Below are 16,367 nucleotides of genomic sequence, written 5' to 3' on the forward strand. Positions count from 1 at the left end.
ATTGATATGATATAGAAAACACAGCTTGAAACCCTATTGGCAGCATAGGCGATATACCCAATGAATATGATCAGTGCATGGTTCAATAAGACATTTGCCGACACACAGGTTGTGCTGCTTATTCTGGTGGTCGCACTGGCCGTTATCGGGTTAACGCTGTTTGGAAGTATGCTGGCACCTGCAATTGCAGCGATTGTTATCGCCTTCCTGCTTGATGGCCCAATCGAATGGTTAAAGAGTAAAGGCGTCAGGTCTAGCCTCGCTTTCATAAGTGTATTTTTAGGTTTCATACTTTTGAGTGTAATTACACTTTTAGCTGTTGTTCCTCCGCTTGTTAATCAGATTACGCAATTTATAAATGAAGCGCCAAATATGGTTGTGCGGCTTCAAAACGAATTGCTTGCGCTTCAACAAAGGTTCCCTGATCTTATTTCTGAAACTCAGGTACAGGAATGGTTAAATGGTTTAGGGAACGAGATCGCGAACCTTGGCCCACGGTTACTTGAATATTCCCTTAGTGGTGTTACAGGAGCCGTTACCTTTATAATCTATACAGTTTTAGTGCCAATGATGGTCTTCTTCTTCTTGAAAGATAAAGATGCTCTGTTGAATTGGGCAGCTAATTTTTTACCTTCTGATAAACCGCTCCTTGAACAGGTTTGGCGGGAAACGTTGCAACGGGCTGGTGATTACGCCAGAGGCAAGGTCTACGAAATTGTTATTGTTGGTCTATCGGCCTTCATCGCATATCAAATAATCGATCTTCCCTATGCAACGCTTTTGGCTGTTGCAACGGGACTGAGTGTAATCATTCCGTATATCGGTGCTGCCGCCGTAACAATTCCTGTTGCACTTGTTAGCTACGCTCAATGGGGAATTGGAAGCGAGATGGCAATCGCCGTCGGTGTTTATCTTGTTCTTCAAGCCTTGGACGGTAACGTACTTGTTCCGCTTCTCTTTTCTGAAGTAGTGAATTTGCATCCAAATGCAATTATTATCGCAGTGCTTGTTTTTGGCGGCCTTTGGGGATTTTGGGGTGTGTTTTTCGCAATACCTCTGGCAACTGTTGCCAATGCAATTATCCGTGCATGGCAACAACGACGACTGGCTCCGGATACATCTATAACATCATGATTTCAAAAAGTTTTTGATCAATAGATCTTTTTTGCATAGACTATGATACAGTGCCAACATCACTGGGGCGAGAGCAATGATACAAGAATCGCGTAGCATAATTTTTACTGAAGACGAGTTAATCCAAGCTTTGGTACCACTATTGGATGCAAAAGAAATCTCTTCTTCCGAACCCCCTATAAAGGTTGAAAGCTCTTTCGATAAAGAAGGAGAGGTTAGTGTTGCTTATTTCCCGGCTGATGGTTCAGAGGCCGTTAGCTTCAATAGCCGCGAAGTCGGAGCGGCTGTATTAAATCATTGCATCGAATTGGGCATTCCCTTACCACGCGGCTCGTATAAAGAATTGACATTACGGGGGGACGATATTGCTTTGATCGTTCGACTGGAGACAGGGTTAGGGTCTGAAGAATAGAGCCGAATTATATCCGGCCCCATCCAGTGTTGAATTTTCTTTACTCAGTCGGTAAAAAATCTGGAACGGACAAGTATCGCTCACCTGTATCGTAACAGAACCCCAGAACCCTGCTACCCTTCTCGACATCAGCAAGCTTGTTTTCAATAGCTGCTAATGTTGCGCCCGAGGATAATCCGATCAACATCCCTTCTTCGCGCGCTGCGCGGCGTGCCATTTCTTTCGCGTGCTCTGGTTCAACCTGCAAAACACCATCAAGAATATCTGTATTCATAATATCTGGAACAAAGCCTGCTCCAATACCCTGAATAGGGTGCGGTCCCGGGTCACCGCCCGACAAAACAGGTGATAACGCTGGTTCTACAGCATAGACCTGTAATTCAGGCATTGCTTCTTTCATAACCTCAGCACAACCGGTTATATGACCACCTGTTCCAACGCCTGTAATCATATAATCTAAGCCATCTGGGAAATCTGCAATGATCTCAGGGCCTGTTGTTTTTCTATGAACTTCCAAATTGGCAGGGTTTGAAAACTGTGCTGGCATCCATGCACCAGGCGTTTGCTCGATAAGTTCGCTCGCTTTTGCAAGGGCACCCTTCATCCCCAACTCTTTTGGAGTAAGGACAAACTCTGCACCATAAGCGAGCATCAATCGACGGCGCTCAATGGACATAGATTCTGGCATTACGAGTATCAAACGGTATCCTTTAACCGCTGCAACCATAGCAAGGCCAATACCAGTGTTTCCAGAGGTTGGTTCGATAATAACACCGCCCTCTTTCAATTTCCCATCCTGCTCAGCCGTTTCAATCATCGCAAGCGCAATACGATCCTTAATAGAACCTCCAGGATTGGTTCGCTCTTGCTTTAACCAAACTTCATGCTCAGGAAAAATACGCCCAAGGCGAATATGTGGTGTATTGCCAATGGTTTCCAGAATAGATTGTGCCTTCACGAGTGCGCTCCCCTGTTTAAATATCTATTTCTAATATAAATGAAATTAGCAGCCAGTAACAACTTAACTATTTTTTGGCTGCATCGGAATCACTTCTTCGGTATCGCAGGCTTTAAACATAACACGAGACCACGCAGGTACGGATTTCGTAAGCCAGACATTACCACCAATAACTGAATTTTGCCCAACGATAGTATTCCCGCCAAGAATGGTCGCGCTCGCATAAATGACAACATTATCCTCAATTGTTGGATGCCGTTTCGTCGATTTTGCTGCCCGGTCCACCCGCAAGGCCCCTAATGTAACCCCTTGGTAAATCTTTACATTATTACCGATAACAGCCGTACCCCCAATGACAACACCCGTACCGTGGTCAATGAAGAATGATTTTCCAATTGTTGCGCCTGGATGAATATCAATGCCGGTTCGTTGGTGCGCAAGTTCCGTTAGAACGCGCGGCAACATCGGAATCTCTTGTTTCAAGAGCGCGTTAGCGACACGGTATACCACAATTGCGTAAAAGCCCGGATAACTAACAATTACCTCTTCTAAAGACTCGGCAGCGGGGTCGCCCTCGATCAATGCCTCCGCATCCAAATGACAGCTCTCCGCAATGGCGGGTAACTGGGTAACAAAATCCCGAGCAAGTGCATCTGTTTCAGCTTCACTAAGGTCGCTCATCGCTTTTTGAATTAAACCCGATAAAATCTGCACCAAGTCGACGACCTGATCATCAAGATTGACATCGGCATGGTCATCAATTGAAAACTGCGGGAACAAAACCGACATAGTTTTGCGCATGAAATCGCTAACTTTACTAAAACGTAACCCGGTAGGTGATTGATAGCGCGCCCGATGATCACGCAATCGATCTATTGCATCTGTAAGCTCGTCACCTGACTTTTGTTTTACTGCCATTCGCATAATCTTCGACCCAGCTCGTATTTATTCGTTACTCTGAATGAATATTTAGATCAGTCTATACCATGTACAAGTAATTCAGAGACGATAATTTCTTCACGATATCGAGATTAAACCTTTCTTGAGCGATAGAAATACACCGCTATGGGGCGCTATTATCCGCCTATTCTGATGGCAAAAGCCTCTGATAGCCAACTTCGGAAATGAGTTTATCGCTATTTTTTACCACAAGCGTATCAAGCTCTTGCATGAAATCGTCTTTTTCTAAGTCGCTTTTCATACGGTCTTGGACCTGAAAAATAACAAGCCCCGAGCGATGCCAAAACCCTTTAGTCCAGAAAACACCCGTATTGGTGGCCACAGGATACACATCCAGATCGCCTTCTTTCTGAATGAAAAAGGCCCCGGGTTTCAAATTTTTACGCTGACCGATCGGCACCCTTGTAGCTTGCGGATAAACAATAAGGGGGCGACCTTCATTTTTGACGCGAATGGCTACGTCCGTCATCCCCATATGCGCTTTACCTGATTTACGATCAATACGGATAACACCAATTCGCTTAATTAACGGCCCAATCATAGGAATTTGGAACAGTTCTTTTTTCGCAAGCGCGGTTACGTCCTGCCTAAGCATATAAGTTAGGATCGGATCCATATAACTTTGATGTGCCGCTGCCAATACAAGGGCGCCCTCTTTAGGCAACTTTTCTGCCCCACGGTATTCATAGCGAATTCCCATGATATAGCGCGCAAAGAACAACGATACTTTGCAATAAATATGAATTACAGTTCGCGCTGGTTTTTCAGTTTTGCTGAAAACAACCGGTAAAGCCAATGTACAAAAAACAATTGTAAACAAATAAAATGCCAGGTTAAAAAAAACTGAGCGAATACCATCAATGACTATCTTCATCACTGATCCTTATTATATTTTCTAGACATATATTCTCATGGCATTGTATCAGGGTTTGACACAAGCAAAAAATTCGATAGCTTCTGTGTGTCAGTTGAATAACAAAGATCTAGATAACATAACAAGGAAACAGCTGTGACAATTACTGAAAAACGTGGCGACGATCGACTTCCTGTTATCTGGGAAGGTCAGCTAACAACAGCAGACAATCAATCCTATCCTTGTGAAGTGCGCGACATTTCTCTTGCCGGTGCCTTAATTTCATGCAGCCAGGAATTCAACGCTGATGAACATTTGATACTCGAAATCGATAAACTCGGTGATTTTGCAGGTGTGGTACGTTGGCGTGGATCAGAACAATTGGGGTTGTTGCTACTCGCTGGCCCTGACCTGATGCTTAAAAAGTTTGCTGAAGCCGCTGGTGCTCAGGTATCACGGGAACCTACGGTGCCAGACGCCTAAACGCAGAGCCGCCAAGCTTGAATTCCAAGAGCATTTCTGGTTTCAACAAATAATTTTCCAATCGAATAAGTGCCGACATTCATAGTTTTCTCAAAATTGTGAACCTGTTTGTGTTGCTTTTTCAACATATTTGCTTGTATTAATACTTATATATCTGCGTATATATGCATATATGAATATAACTGTTTTGGGAGAGGACAGTGCCAAGCAGACAATTAGTAGCAAAAGAACTCGCTGAAATATTCAAGCTTATGTCTCACCCTGACCGGATTAGACTTATTGAAGAGCTAAAGACCGGTGAAAAGGATGTGAATACGCTTGCCGAAATACTTGGCCTGGCTGGCCCACGTGTTTCACAGCATCTAAGCCTACTAAAACTAAATCGTATTGTTGAAGAGCGCCGTGATGGTCGACATCACTTTTATCAACTTATTCAACCAGATATCGCAGCCTGGGTCGTGGACGGCCTTAATTTTGTAGAAGGCCGTATGGGTGGCATCAGTCAATCGAGCATCAATGATGCCCGCCGCCTTTGGTCATAACGTGTTCTGTGTAGAACAGTAGAGGAAAACACTATGCCTAAATTTGCCGCCGGAGTCGTAAGGTTCCAAAACGAAGTATACCCGCAAAAGCAAGAGCTTTTTGAAAAACTAAGCCAAGGGCAAGAACCCGAAGCCTTGTTTATCACTTGCTCAGACTCGCGTATTGAAACTGCGATGATCACCCAAACAGACCCTGGAGAATTATTTATCTGCCGGAACGCTGGTAATATTGTTCCACCGCACACAAGTCACACTGGCGGCATGACAGCATCAATAGAGTTTGCAGTTGCTGCCCTTAAGGTTCCACATATCGTTGTTTGTGGCCACACAGAATGCGGCGCGATGAAGGGTGCCATGAACACTGACGGCCTTGACGCCCTTCCGCATATCAAGGAGTGGCTTGGTTATTCAAAAGCGGCGGTAGACATTGTAAAAGAGATTGGCAAGGACAAAGCTGAACAAGATCAGATGTCCATGCTTTTGGAACAGAATGTTATCCTTCAGCTTCAGCACCTTCGCACTCACCCGACAGTTGCTACAGCACTTGCAATGGGTACGCTTGAGCTACATGGCTGGGTATATGACATCAAAACTGGTGGTGTCAGTGCTTATGACGAAGATAGCAACGAATTTGTCGCGGTTAATGACCGTTATGCGGCTGAATTCGCCAAATTGGCAGGCGCAGACTCTTGTAGTCATAGCGCATAAAGCAACAGGAACGGTTTGATCCGGGAGCAATAACATGAAGTTTTTCGACACATCTAATCTTCGCGGCGATATAACGGGCGGCTTGACCGCCGGTATTGTTGCACTGCCTCTTGCTTTGGCGTTTGGGGAAGCGTCTGGTGCTGGGCCAATCGCCGGCTTATGGGGCGCCATTATTGTTGGCTTTTTCGCAGCACTATTCGGCGGCACTAATACACAGATCACAGGTCCGACAGGCCCAATGGTTGTCGTGTTTGCTGGCGTTTTTGCTTCATTAAGTGGAAATCCCGCATATGTATTCGCGGCCGTTGTGCTTGCAGGTTTAATTCAAATTCTCTTTGGTGTTCTTAAGCTTGGACAATATATAAGACTTGTACCTTATCCCGTGATTTCAGGGTTTATGAGTGGTATCGGTGTGATTATTATCCTTCTGCAAACCGCGCGACTGTTTGGCCATGAGCCCGCAGGCGGCGGCACAATACCAGCGATTACCGCGATCCCTGGTGCTGTGATGGACCCGAACTTTTCTGCGCTTATTATCGGCTTAGTCACGCTTGGTGTTATTTTCTTCTGGCCTAAATCAATTGGTAAATTTGTACCTGGGGCACTCGCTGCTTTGATCATTGGCACACTTTTAAGTTTTGCTATTCCGGGGGCGCCAATCCTCGGTGATATTCCAACTGGACTGCCAGAGTTTATGATCCCTAGTTTTTCTGGTGATACTTTTATCATTGTACTTGAAGCTGCTATCATTCTGGCGCTTCTTGGTGCCATTGATAGCCTGCTAACATCGCTTGTTGCGGATAATATGACCCGCACTCGTCACCATTCAGAACGTGAATTAATCGGCCAAGGTATTGGTAATGCTATCGCTGGCTTCTTTGGTGCTATTCCTGGTGCTGGTGCCACGATGCGGACAGTTGTAAATATCCGGTCAGGTGGTGGAACACGCATTTCAGGTATGATCCATTCTCTTATTCTCGTCGCTGTTGTTGTTGTATTGGCACCACTTGCCTCACAAATACCGCATGCGGTTCTTGCTGGTATTCTTGTCAAAGTTGGTTACGACATCATCGATGTCTCTTATCTGAAAAATGCACACAAGGGCCCACGTTGGGATTTGGTTCTGATGGCTGTTGTTCTTGGTGTCACTGTCTTCATCGACCTTATTCAAGCCGTTGCACTGGGCGTATTCTTAGCAGCTCTTGGGTTCGTTAAGCAACTAGCTGACGAGCAGCTCCAGAACTTCGCCAAAGCAGAGCCAAGAGTAACAACAGATGAAGAGCGTGAAATTCTCGACCGTGCTAAAGGCCGAATTTTACTGTTTGAATTTGGTGGCCCCTTGAGCTTTGGTGCTGCAGCTGATCTTGGTCATCAGGTTCGCGAGCGATCAAAGAGCTTAGCGCAGGCGATCATCCTGGACTTCTCAAGCGTACCGTTTATGGATGTCTCGGCAGCACGCGCTGTTGAAACGATCGCTTGCGATGCTGGTAAGAGCAATAAAATCGTCTATGTAACCGGTATGAGCGATAAAATCGCTCAAATCCTTAACGGCCTAGACGCAGATCATTGTTTACCTGCTGACACCAAATACGAAGACCGACTAGACGCGCTTCGTGAAGCTATCCGTGTCATCGAAGATAGCGCGCCAAAGTCTTCGGATGGAGAGATAACAGCGGCTGAATAGTCGCGTGGTTTTTTAGCTTCATTCACAAATAGGATAAACGCCTCTGCAGTTATTACAGAGGCGTTTTTTTATGGCTTACAATGACAGACAAGAAGTTATTTTTACCTGCCAATATCTTTTACAGCTTCTTCTGGAATAACTTTGATAGCCACCGACCTGGACCTATCAAAATACTTGTTCGTCACCAGTTTAAGATCCGCAGGTATGATTGCTTCCAATACTGATTGCTGATCAAAATGCCATTTTATGCTTTCTGGTTCACTTTGAAGGCTTTGAAGTAGCCCCAACCAATAACCATTGTTTTGCTTCGCACTTTCAATTTGTTCAATTAAAGGCTTTCGCGCACGAAGCAATTCATCTTCGGTGACGTCTTCCGCTTTCAAAGCATCAATTGTCTGGTAGAAAATATCAGTAACTGATTGAACATCAGAGGTTTTTACATCACTTCCCAAAACAAAATACCCATAACCGTCATAAGTAGACGAGGATGAATTACCAGCCCCCGGTGCATAAGACGCTCCCAGCATTTCGCGGATGGTATCACGGAGCCTGTTTTGAATGATCCGCGACAGTAAATTCAAACGGATAACATCCTCAAAATTACTAGCGTCATTAGTGGGCCAATAAACCTGAACAACTGCCTGATCGGCATCGCCTTTGTGGCTGATAGTCACATCATTTCCTGTTGCCGGAAAGGATACTGCCTTTCTGTCATAGTCCGCAAAATTTGGCTCACGCTCATTTAGCGCACCGAAGGTCTGCGCTACAGCATTGATAATCGCTTCCTCGTCCAAATCCCCCACAAAAGTAAGCTCAATAGCGCCCCGTTCACGGGCCTTTTTGATTAACGAGGCAAAATCCTCAACCTTTAAGGCCAGCAATTCTTCCTTACTTTGCAAATAAAAGCGAGGATCATCATCATATATATATTTGCCAATATTATTTTGAAGAACCTGACCCGGTGTTGTGCTTGCATTTGCATAAATGCTTTCAACAACTCGTTTATACTGGCCGTACGCTTCTGGTCTGTAAGCTGGATCAACCATATAGGCGGCCCATAACCTAAGCTGCGGCAGCACATCACGCGGAATTACAGCCCCACTCATCACGTAGGTGTCACCGCCTACACCGAGCGACGGGCTAACGGTTTGGCCTGCATGCAAACGATTAATTTCTTCAATATCATGCTTACCGAGGCCACCACTGGTGAAGGCAAAAGGCCCCAAACTATCGATCCCAGCCAAGTCCCGTGGAATATCTGTAAACCCCCGCCCAAAGCGCAGCAAAATCTGGATTGTATTATCCTGAAAGTCTGTTTTTTTAAGATTGAGCATTAAGTTGTTAGCGAACTTGATCTTTGTCGTACCCAAGGCTTCATCATAGTTTTTGCTAACAACAGTTCCTGGTGTGCCAAAATCTGTGTAGGCAAAGCGACTCACTGTTTCCTCAACAGGTGCAACCAAATCTTCTACTCGCACCGCTATTACTTTGTCCTTAACCAGCTTTTTATAACCATCAACCGGTTGATTAAGCTGAAGATAGTATTTCGCTGGTGCCGCAGACCAATAGTCTTTGAAGATATCATGGACGGCCTCAGGGGTTATCTGCTCCCTGAAACGTAAATAGTCTGCTAAATCATCGTTTGGGTGTGTAACCACTGCATTTGAATGAAAGCGAGACAAAAGCATTTGCGCAATTGCACTTGTGGAGCGCTTATTTGCAGCTGTCGATCGGTATTCAAAACTTGTGGTATAGTTGGCAATCTGCTCATCAATTTCTGCTTGGGTAAAGCCAAACTGTAAAGCCCGTTGAAACTCGCGTTCAATAAGACCTAGTGCACTTGGCCAGTTCTCATCACTTATGCCAAGGGAAATACTGCGGATTGCTGCCTCTTGATAAAACGCGCTTGCACCAACACTTTTACTTATGAAGGGCGCGTTATCTTCCCGGGCGAGTTTGTCAAAACGCCGTGATATAATGTTCAAAGCCGTTTGGTGTAACAAGCCATCATTTCGAGTTTTTTTATTGTCGATATAAGGCTCGAGAGGAGCAACAATATTTAGCGATACACTAGATTGAAAATTCTCCAGAACGGTTGCCTTCGAATCAAGACCAAAATCTTGTTTAAGGTCGACGTTATCCTGAATGTAATTTAACTCGCGCTTGGGGCCGCATGCTTTCCAATCAGAAAATCTATCAGTCACCCGTTTTTCAATAGCGGAAACATCAATATCGCCGACAAATACGAGAAAAGCTTCTTCCGGCCGGTAGAAACTGCAATAGAAATCCAAAAACTGTTCTCGCGTCACACCGTTGATAGTCTCGTCAATGCCGATTGGGAGGCGTTCGGGCATCCGACTACCGGGTACTAAAAAGTTAATTTGCTCCTTAAAAACGCGGGTGGCACTTTCATTACTGCGACGCTTTTCCGCTAAAATAACGCCGCGCTCACGGTCAATGGCCTCTTGTTCAAAAAGAACATTGCTTGCAATTTCCCGCATGAGGGTAAAACCCGTGTCAATCGTATCGTTATCTACTTCTGGTAAAGCCAGAATATAAACTGTTTGGTCCGCAGACGTGAACGCATTAACATCAGCGCCGAAGGCCAATCCTTTGCGTTCCAATAATTTAGTAAACTCACCCTCAGGAATGTTTTTAGTGCCATTAAAAACCATATGTTCGGTGAAATGGGCAATCCCTTGCTCATCTTCGCGTTCCATAAAGGACCCAACGCGAAAATAAAGCCTTATCGTTGCTTCATTTTTTGGCGTTTCATTAGCCACAATGGCATATTTCATACCGTTATCTAGCTGCCCAAAGGTGATATTGCTATCTACCTGCAACCCTTCGCCTTCAACTGGCCAATCGGGCACAGCATGAACTATGAAGGATGGCGCAATCGCAAACCAAATACAAATCGCTACAAATCTGAGGATATTCAAGACTATTATACTTTCAAGCGGGCCACCCAGGCTTTAATAAGCCTAGGTGAATTGTTATTATTATTCACCAGGATGGTATGTTTTTTCTGCATTTTTCATTATGTCATCACTGTAGAAAAATACAGGCCGAAGTTCACCCTTAGCATATAATTCGGCCTGGTCTGCAAAGTGCGGTGAATTAACGTCACCGCTTTGTCCCCCAGCTGTCACGGCTTTAGCCCGAACTTTTTCACCAAATTCAACAACAGCGACAAAGCTATTGCCTCGTGTACCATACGTCTTTTTCGTTCCATTGAAGGTACGCTGACCATAAGCCGCAAGAGACCCCCAACGCGCAGATGGAAACGCTACAGGATAACTTGGCTGCCCATCATCAAATGGTTGAACAATATCGCCCGTTAAACGCTGGAATCTGTTTATCTCACCCCATGGGGTTTGCCATGATCCAAAATCAGCTTCCAGTGTATCAACTGCTTTTTTCAGCGCTGAGAGTTTCTCAGCATGCGATGTACGGGTCATCATATACTCATAGACCGAAATTTCGGCATTGCGTGCCGGGATAAGTGCATTGTTCCGCATTTCCCTCGCCCAATATATAGCAATTGACGTTGGGACAGAATCGTATGAGAAATGGTAATCCCAACCGTCAAGCATACCCATCGGCGCCGCCATATCAGCTTTTATAGGATCACTGTTATCTGTATTTTGATACGCACTTTGTAGCGACGGAATAAGATCAGCAAATGCCGCAAGATAACTATCGTATGCAGCATCACGAAGACTATCGAGTGTAAAGCCTTTTTTATCTTTCAGAACGCGAACAGCGTTGATACCTCGATAATTTTCCGGGAAGGTTGCCATATAAGCAGGGAAGTTTCCTTGTTTAGGGCTATCTTCACCAATAACCGAATACGGCCAGTTATTGGTGTTCTGAAGCCACCCTGTTGCGGGGTTTAATACACCCACAGTTTCATCAACCGTGTGCAGCCCCTGCCATTCAGTCGCTGGGTCACTACCATCAACTGGCTTGCTCCAATTAAATTTTGGGTCACGCCGGGGAATAAAATTGCCATGGAAATACGCAATATTCCCCTCTGCGTCCGCAAACACCGTGTTGTTCGAGCTATTGGTATGCAGTTCCATAGTTTCTTTGAACTCTGCATAGTTTTTAGCTTTTGTGCGCCCATAGGATTGCATCAACGCTTTCACGGGTTCCTGCATTAGTTTCACAGCAACCCATTTGCCGTCCAAATTGCGGATAATCGGCCCATGATGACTATAATAAGCCGTGAAAGTTTTTTCCTTCATCCCATCTGCATCTGAGAAAGGAACGGTTATTTCTTTGGCTGTCAGCTTACGCTCTGTATCCCCGTATTGATAATAAAACCCATCTTCTTTTTCGGTGATGGTTTCCAAATATTCATCAATTGCATCAGCACCCGACGAGGTATGCATCCATCCTGCTGTTTCATTAAAGCCCTGATAAATAAAGAACTGCCCCCATGTTACAGCACCGTATGCATTCAAGCCCTCATCGCTTTTCATATGAACTTCTGCACGAAAATAGAAAGATGTATGAGGGTTAATGAGAAGAAGGGCATTACCAGTTGCACTATTCGAAGGCGCAATCGCAAATCCGTTAGAACCCGTTGGCTCCTCAAATAAGTGACGGGTTTCAAGCGCCAATGCCTTTGGAGGGTTACCATAGAAGTTTTCTAATCGATTTAAGGATACCCGCTCAATATCTCCGCCAATACTTCCTTCACTGAAAGCAAGTGGCATCCAGGGCTCAAATCTATCAATAACCTTAGGCTTCACTTCAGGGTGGGTCGCAAGATAATAATTCATACCATCAGCAAACGCATTCATCAGTTTCTGAAGCCATTCCGGGCTTTCCTGATATTTTTGCTTCATATCTTCAGGATCGATGAAAAGCTTCATCCGAAGATCACGGTATATTTCATCTTCACCTTCAGTTTCGGCGAGACGACCAAGTGCGTTGATGTAATTTAACTCAACACGATTGAAGTCGTCTTCTGCCTGAGCGTAAATCATACCGAAAACTGCGTCAGCATCTGTTTTACCGTGGATATGCGGTATACCCCATTTATCGCGCGTGATGGTGACATTACTTGCATATTGTTCCCAGCGTGCTTCTTCTTCCGACTGAGCTGATTTCTGACCGTCTTCAGACGAACACCCTATCAAAGAAAGAAGACCCAAAAGTATCAATATCTGTTTCATCACCAAACCCCTTGAATAAACATGCATCCGATAATCACGGAATAGTAGGTAATGTCAATAAACTTGACAGTACGGACCACGGTGTCACACGAAAGTTAACTGTAAGAAAAGTGTCATCTAAACGTCATATACCAGTCTTGAAGATAGCGCATTAACGCATGTTTAATAGCAAGCATCGAATTGCTGAAGATGGAACACTGATGCCCTTCACTTTGTTCATAAAAAATAGCTTACTATCGTTAGCTATTCTGATCTTTTTATCCGCATCGAGTTATGCCGATGAAAACGAACAAGTGCGCATTGTCGGATCTTCAACCGTATATCCCTTTTCAACTGTGGTTGCAGAACGTTTTGGGCGTTTAACACAATATAAAACCCCAATCATAGAAAGCACAGGTACGGGGGGCGGCTTCAAACTTTTTTGCGCTGGCACCGGCGGGGATACGATCGACATCACAAATGCATCCCGGGCAATAACTGCGTCCGAACGTGCAGATTGTGCACGGAATAATGTGAACAACATTATCGAAGTTAAAGTTGGGTATGACGGTATCGTTCTGGCGAATGCGCTTGGCAGTCTCGACTTTTCGATCACAACACGCGATATATTTTTGGCACTTGCAGACACTATACCCGGCAGCAATGGTAGATTTGAAAAAAATACAGCGCTGCGTTGGTCAGATGTTAATCCTGAATTACCCGATTTACAAATTGAGGTTTTAGGCCCACCCCCAACGTCAGGGACCAGAGATGCATTCATAGACCTTGCGATGGAGCAAGGCTGCAAAAAATTACCAGAAATTGCAGTATTAGAATATACTCAGCCGACCTTATTTGACACAATATGTCATACTATTCGCGATGACGGGGCGTATATCGAAGCTGGTGAAAATGATAATCTAATCATTCAAAAACTGGGTTCTAACGATCACGCGCTGGGCATTGTTGGGTTCAGTTTTCTGGACCGCAATCACGACAGGGTAAAGGCGGCCAGTATCAATGGTGTCAAACCAAGTTTTTCAGCGATTGCGGATGGTAGCTATGTAATTTCGCGGCCACTTTTTTTCTATGTAAAAGGTGAGAAAGTATCAAAAGTTCCAAGCTTAAAGCCATTCGTTGACAGTTTTTTAGCTAACTCTGCTACCGGTGAAGATGGCTACCTGGCATACCGCGGCCTCATACCCATGAGTGCCGAAGAACATCAAAGCTACAGAAATTCAGTATCTAACGCTATGACAAAGGGAGGGGTTCAATAATGGGCACTTCTCCCCTCAAAATGGATAGCTCCAACAGTCTCAAGCGTGTATTCAATATATTTGTAAAAGCCTGCTTGATTACATCGTCCGCAATTGCAGTTTTGGTGACGGTTGGAATTATTTTTTCTTTGATCGTTCAATCACTACGCTTTTTCGCCGAGGTAAGTTTTATCGACTTTCTGTTTGGGCTTGAATGGAAACCTCAATCTGCCCTGCAAACAGAGACTGGAATGTCCGTTGGCGCATTTGGGGCTATCCCCCTCTTCGTAGGTACGTTCCTCATCAGTTTCATCGCACTCTGTGTAGCAGCGCCCTTCGGTATTTTTTCCGCTATTTACCTTGCAGAGTACGCAGGGGAGCGAAAACGAGCCTTTATCAAACCCGCACTTGAGATATTGGCGGGTGTACCAACCGTAGTCTATGGTTTCTTTGCTGCTATTGTAATCGCACCCTTTATTCGAAATCTCGGCTCTGCCATAGGATTGGACGTTGCTTCAGAAGCTGCAATCTCAGCAGGAATAGTTATGGGAGTGATGATTATACCCCTTGTGTCCTCACTTTCTGATGATGTGATTTCTGCTGTACCGTTATCATTAAAAGAAGGCTCGATTGGGCTCGGCGCAACTAAATCCGAAACCGTTCGACAAGTGATTTTACCAGCCGCTCTCCCTGGTATTGCTGGGAGTATGTTATTAGCAGCCTCACGAGCCGTAGGTGAAACAATGATTGTTGTTATGGCGGCAGGCCTTGCAGCCCAGTTAAGTTTTAATCCCCTTGAAGCCGTAACCACGGTAACAGTTCAAATCGTACTGGCGCTTACAGGGGACCAGGAATTTGATAGCGCCAAAACGTTAGTCGCCTTTGCACTCGGACTAACGCTTTTTATTATTACACTCACATTTAATATTTTAGGGAACTGGATCGTAAAACGTTATAAGGAAGCTTATGACTAAACATCATCCTCTTTCAATGGCTTCGCTTCCTGGACTGGATAAGCGCTACCGTGCAGAAAAACGTTTCAAACTTTTAGGCCTTCTTGCTGTTTTATCAAGCCTTGCCTTTCTGGGTTTTTTGATCATTGCGATCACGTTGAAGAGCTTCGGTGCTTTCACAGTACATGAGTTAGCTTTGACTGTAGAAAAAAGCCAATATGAACAATATCAGAACCAACCCTATCAACTATTCCACGATGTGTTGCGCCAGAACCTTGAAGGTGTCGAGAACCGGATCGCACTTCGTGAGGCGGTCAGCATGGTCGTTGATGGTACTGAGATTGATATTATTCATCATATTGAAGGTCAGAAAAACCTGACGGATAACAAAAATTACCAAGTATGGGTACTTCTCTCCAACACAGTGGTATCCGCTTTAAAAGACAGTGATGAAAACAAACGCTTAAGCAACCGCCAAAAAAAATGGCTACAGTTTTGGCGCAGCAATAGCCAAGTTCGGGAGCGATTTAACTTCGAATTTTTTACTGGCGGGAATAGCCGTGATCCTGAGCGGGCTGGCATAGGCAGCGCGCTTGTTGGTTCCGCATATATGCTGCTTGTTTGTCTGTTTTTATCTTTTGGAATTGGTATTTTAGCAGCTATTTATCTGGAAGAATTCGCACCCAAAAATAAATATACAATGTTCCTTGAGGTCAATATTAATAACCTCGCAACGGTACCATCAATCATTTTTGGTCTTCTTGGGCTATCCCTGTTTCTCAACCTTTTCGGCTTACCGCGATCAGCGGCTGTTGTTGGCGGAATGGTTCTCGCGCTCATGACCATGCCAATCATCATTATAACAAGCCGGATTGCTCTGCAGTCTGTTCCCATTTCCATTCGTGAGGCCGCGTTCAGTGTCGGGGCCTCACGATTACAAACTGTCTTTCATCATGTTCTACCACTCGCCCTCCCTGGAATGCTTACGGGTACAATTCTGGGCATGGCGCGCGCACTCGGTGAAACAGCACCTTTATTGATGATCGGAATGCTGGCATTCATAGTCGAGGCCCCTGACACAATTTTTGACCCTGCCAGCGTACTGCCTGTCCAAATCTTTCTATGGGCAGAAAGCCCTGAGCGAGGTTTTGAAGAAAAAACCGCCGCTGCTATTTTGGTATTGTTGGTTTTCCTTCTTATTATGAATTTAACCGCTATTATTCTGCGTAAAAAGTTAGAAAAAAAATGGTAACACAAAA

13 protein-coding genes and 1 pseudogene are annotated in these 16,367 nt (G+C 44.8%); 9 read left to right on the top strand and 5 right to left on the bottom strand.

The genetic code is table 11. The features are described from left to right. The first annotated feature begins 60 nt into the window (after positions 1-60). Both KFF44_RS00355 and KFF44_RS00360 read left to right on the top strand, forming a co-directional pair. The gene (locus KFF44_RS00355; protein WP_255936152.1) at positions 61-1,134 is read left to right on the top strand and encodes an AI-2E family transporter; all 1,074 of its coding nucleotides are present in this window, start codon (positions 61-63) and stop codon (positions 1,132-1,134) included. Positions 1,135-1,210: 76 nt separating this feature from the next. Beyond that, positions 1,211-1,546, top strand: coding sequence for a hypothetical protein (locus KFF44_RS00360; protein ID WP_255936153.1), 336 nt, complete (start codon positions 1,211-1,213; stop codon positions 1,544-1,546). 40 nt (positions 1,547-1,586) lie between these two features. Here KFF44_RS00360 and cysK read toward each other — a convergent pair whose 3' ends face one another. From cysK to KFF44_RS00375, 3 genes are all read right to left on the bottom strand, one after another. After that, on the bottom strand, positions 1,587-2,504 hold the full coding sequence (cysK, locus tag KFF44_RS00365) for a cysteine synthase A (protein WP_255936154.1): 918 nt from the start codon (positions 2,502-2,504) through the stop codon (positions 1,587-1,589). 63 nt (positions 2,505-2,567) lie between these two features. Then, positions 2,568-3,422: a serine O-acetyltransferase EpsC gene (gene epsC, locus KFF44_RS00370; RefSeq protein ID WP_255936155.1), complete on the bottom strand. Its 855-nt coding sequence runs from the start codon at positions 3,420-3,422 to the stop codon at positions 2,568-2,570. A 166-nt stretch (positions 3,423-3,588) separates the two neighbouring features. After that, on the bottom strand, positions 3,589-4,338 hold the full coding sequence (locus KFF44_RS00375) for a 1-acyl-sn-glycerol-3-phosphate acyltransferase (protein WP_255936156.1): 750 nt from the start codon (positions 4,336-4,338) through the stop codon (positions 3,589-3,591). Between the two features lie 135 nt (positions 4,339-4,473). On the opposite strand from KFF44_RS00375, the gene KFF44_RS00380 reads away from it, so the two are divergent. From KFF44_RS00380 to KFF44_RS00395, 4 genes are all read left to right on the top strand, one after another. Then, the gene (locus KFF44_RS00380; RefSeq protein ID WP_255936157.1) at positions 4,474-4,800 is read left to right on the top strand and encodes a PilZ domain-containing protein; all 327 of its coding nucleotides are present in this window, start codon (positions 4,474-4,476) and stop codon (positions 4,798-4,800) included. 200 nt (positions 4,801-5,000) lie between these two features. After that, a complete protein-coding gene (locus KFF44_RS00385; protein WP_255936159.1) occupies positions 5,001-5,342 on the top strand; it encodes a helix-turn-helix transcriptional regulator in 342 nt (113 codons plus the stop codon). A 33-nt stretch (positions 5,343-5,375) separates the two neighbouring features. After that, positions 5,376-6,050 carry a carbonic anhydrase gene (locus KFF44_RS00390; protein WP_255936160.1) on the top strand — a complete coding sequence of 225 codons (675 nt, stop codon included), beginning with the start codon at positions 5,376-5,378 and terminating at the stop codon, positions 6,048-6,050. A 34-nt stretch (positions 6,051-6,084) separates the two neighbouring features. Then, entirely contained in the window at positions 6,085-7,734 is a 1,650-nt protein-coding gene (locus tag KFF44_RS00395; protein ID WP_255936162.1) for a SulP family inorganic anion transporter, read from the top strand. Between the two features lie 101 nt (positions 7,735-7,835). Here the strand turns inward: KFF44_RS00395 and KFF44_RS00400 are convergent, their stop codons facing one another. Beyond that, a complete protein-coding gene (locus KFF44_RS00400; protein ID WP_255936164.1) occupies positions 7,836-10,676 on the bottom strand; it encodes a pitrilysin family protein in 2,841 nt (946 codons plus the stop codon). A 60-nt stretch (positions 10,677-10,736) separates the two neighbouring features. Continuing rightward, positions 10,737-12,920, bottom strand: coding sequence for a penicillin acylase family protein (locus KFF44_RS00405; protein ID WP_255936166.1), 2,184 nt, complete (start codon positions 12,918-12,920; stop codon positions 10,737-10,739). 200 nt (positions 12,921-13,120) lie between these two features. Here KFF44_RS00405 and KFF44_RS00410 point away from each other — a divergent pair, with 200 nt between their 5' ends. The 3 genes and pseudogenes from KFF44_RS00410 to pstA all read left to right on the top strand — a co-directional run bounded on the left by KFF44_RS00410 (position 13,121) and on the right by pstA (position 16,360). Beyond that, positions 13,121-14,176 carry a substrate-binding domain-containing protein gene (locus KFF44_RS00410; RefSeq protein WP_370691182.1) on the top strand — a complete coding sequence of 352 codons (1,056 nt, stop codon included), beginning with the start codon at positions 13,121-13,123 and terminating at the stop codon, positions 14,174-14,176. Positions 14,177-14,238: 62 nt separating this feature from the next. Continuing rightward, positions 14,239-15,129: pseudogene (gene pstC, locus KFF44_RS00415) on the top strand (phosphate ABC transporter permease subunit PstC); the annotation flags it as partial. Further along, a complete protein-coding gene (gene pstA / locus KFF44_RS00420; RefSeq protein WP_255936170.1) occupies positions 15,122-16,360 on the top strand; it encodes a phosphate ABC transporter permease PstA in 1,239 nt (412 codons plus the stop codon). The pseudogene pstC and the gene pstA, both read left to right, overlap by 8 nt. Positions 16,361-16,367: the final 7 nt, after the last annotated feature.

The organism is Kordiimonas sp. SCSIO 12610 (genome assembly GCF_024398015.1).
Lineage (GTDB): Bacteria > Pseudomonadota > Alphaproteobacteria > Sphingomonadales > Kordiimonadaceae > CANLMI01.

Coding starts and splice junctions, on each gene's coding strand:
- KFF44_RS00395 (WP_255936162.1), top strand. CDS start 6,085: ATGAAGTTTTTCGACACATCTAATCTTCGCGGCGATATAACGGGCGGC.
- KFF44_RS00360 (WP_255936153.1), top strand. CDS start 1,211: ATGATACAAGAATCGCGTAGCATAATTTTTACTGAAGACGAGTTAATC.
- KFF44_RS00390 (WP_255936160.1), top strand. CDS start 5,376: ATGCCTAAATTTGCCGCCGGAGTCGTAAGGTTCCAAAACGAAGTATAC.
- KFF44_RS00355 (WP_255936152.1), top strand. CDS start 61: ATGAATATGATCAGTGCATGGTTCAATAAGACATTTGCCGACACACAG.
- KFF44_RS00405 (WP_255936166.1), bottom strand. CDS start 12,920: ATGAAACAGATATTGATACTTTTGGGTCTTCTTTCTTTGATAGGGTGT.
- epsC (WP_255936155.1), bottom strand. CDS start 3,422: ATGGCAGTAAAACAAAAGTCAGGTGACGAGCTTACAGATGCAATAGAT.
- pstA (WP_255936170.1), top strand. CDS start 15,122: ATGACTAAACATCATCCTCTTTCAATGGCTTCGCTTCCTGGACTGGAT.
- KFF44_RS00410 (WP_370691182.1), top strand. CDS start 13,121: ATGCCCTTCACTTTGTTCATAAAAAATAGCTTACTATCGTTAGCTATT.
- KFF44_RS00375 (WP_255936156.1), bottom strand. CDS start 4,338: ATGAAGATAGTCATTGATGGTATTCGCTCAGTTTTTTTTAACCTGGCA.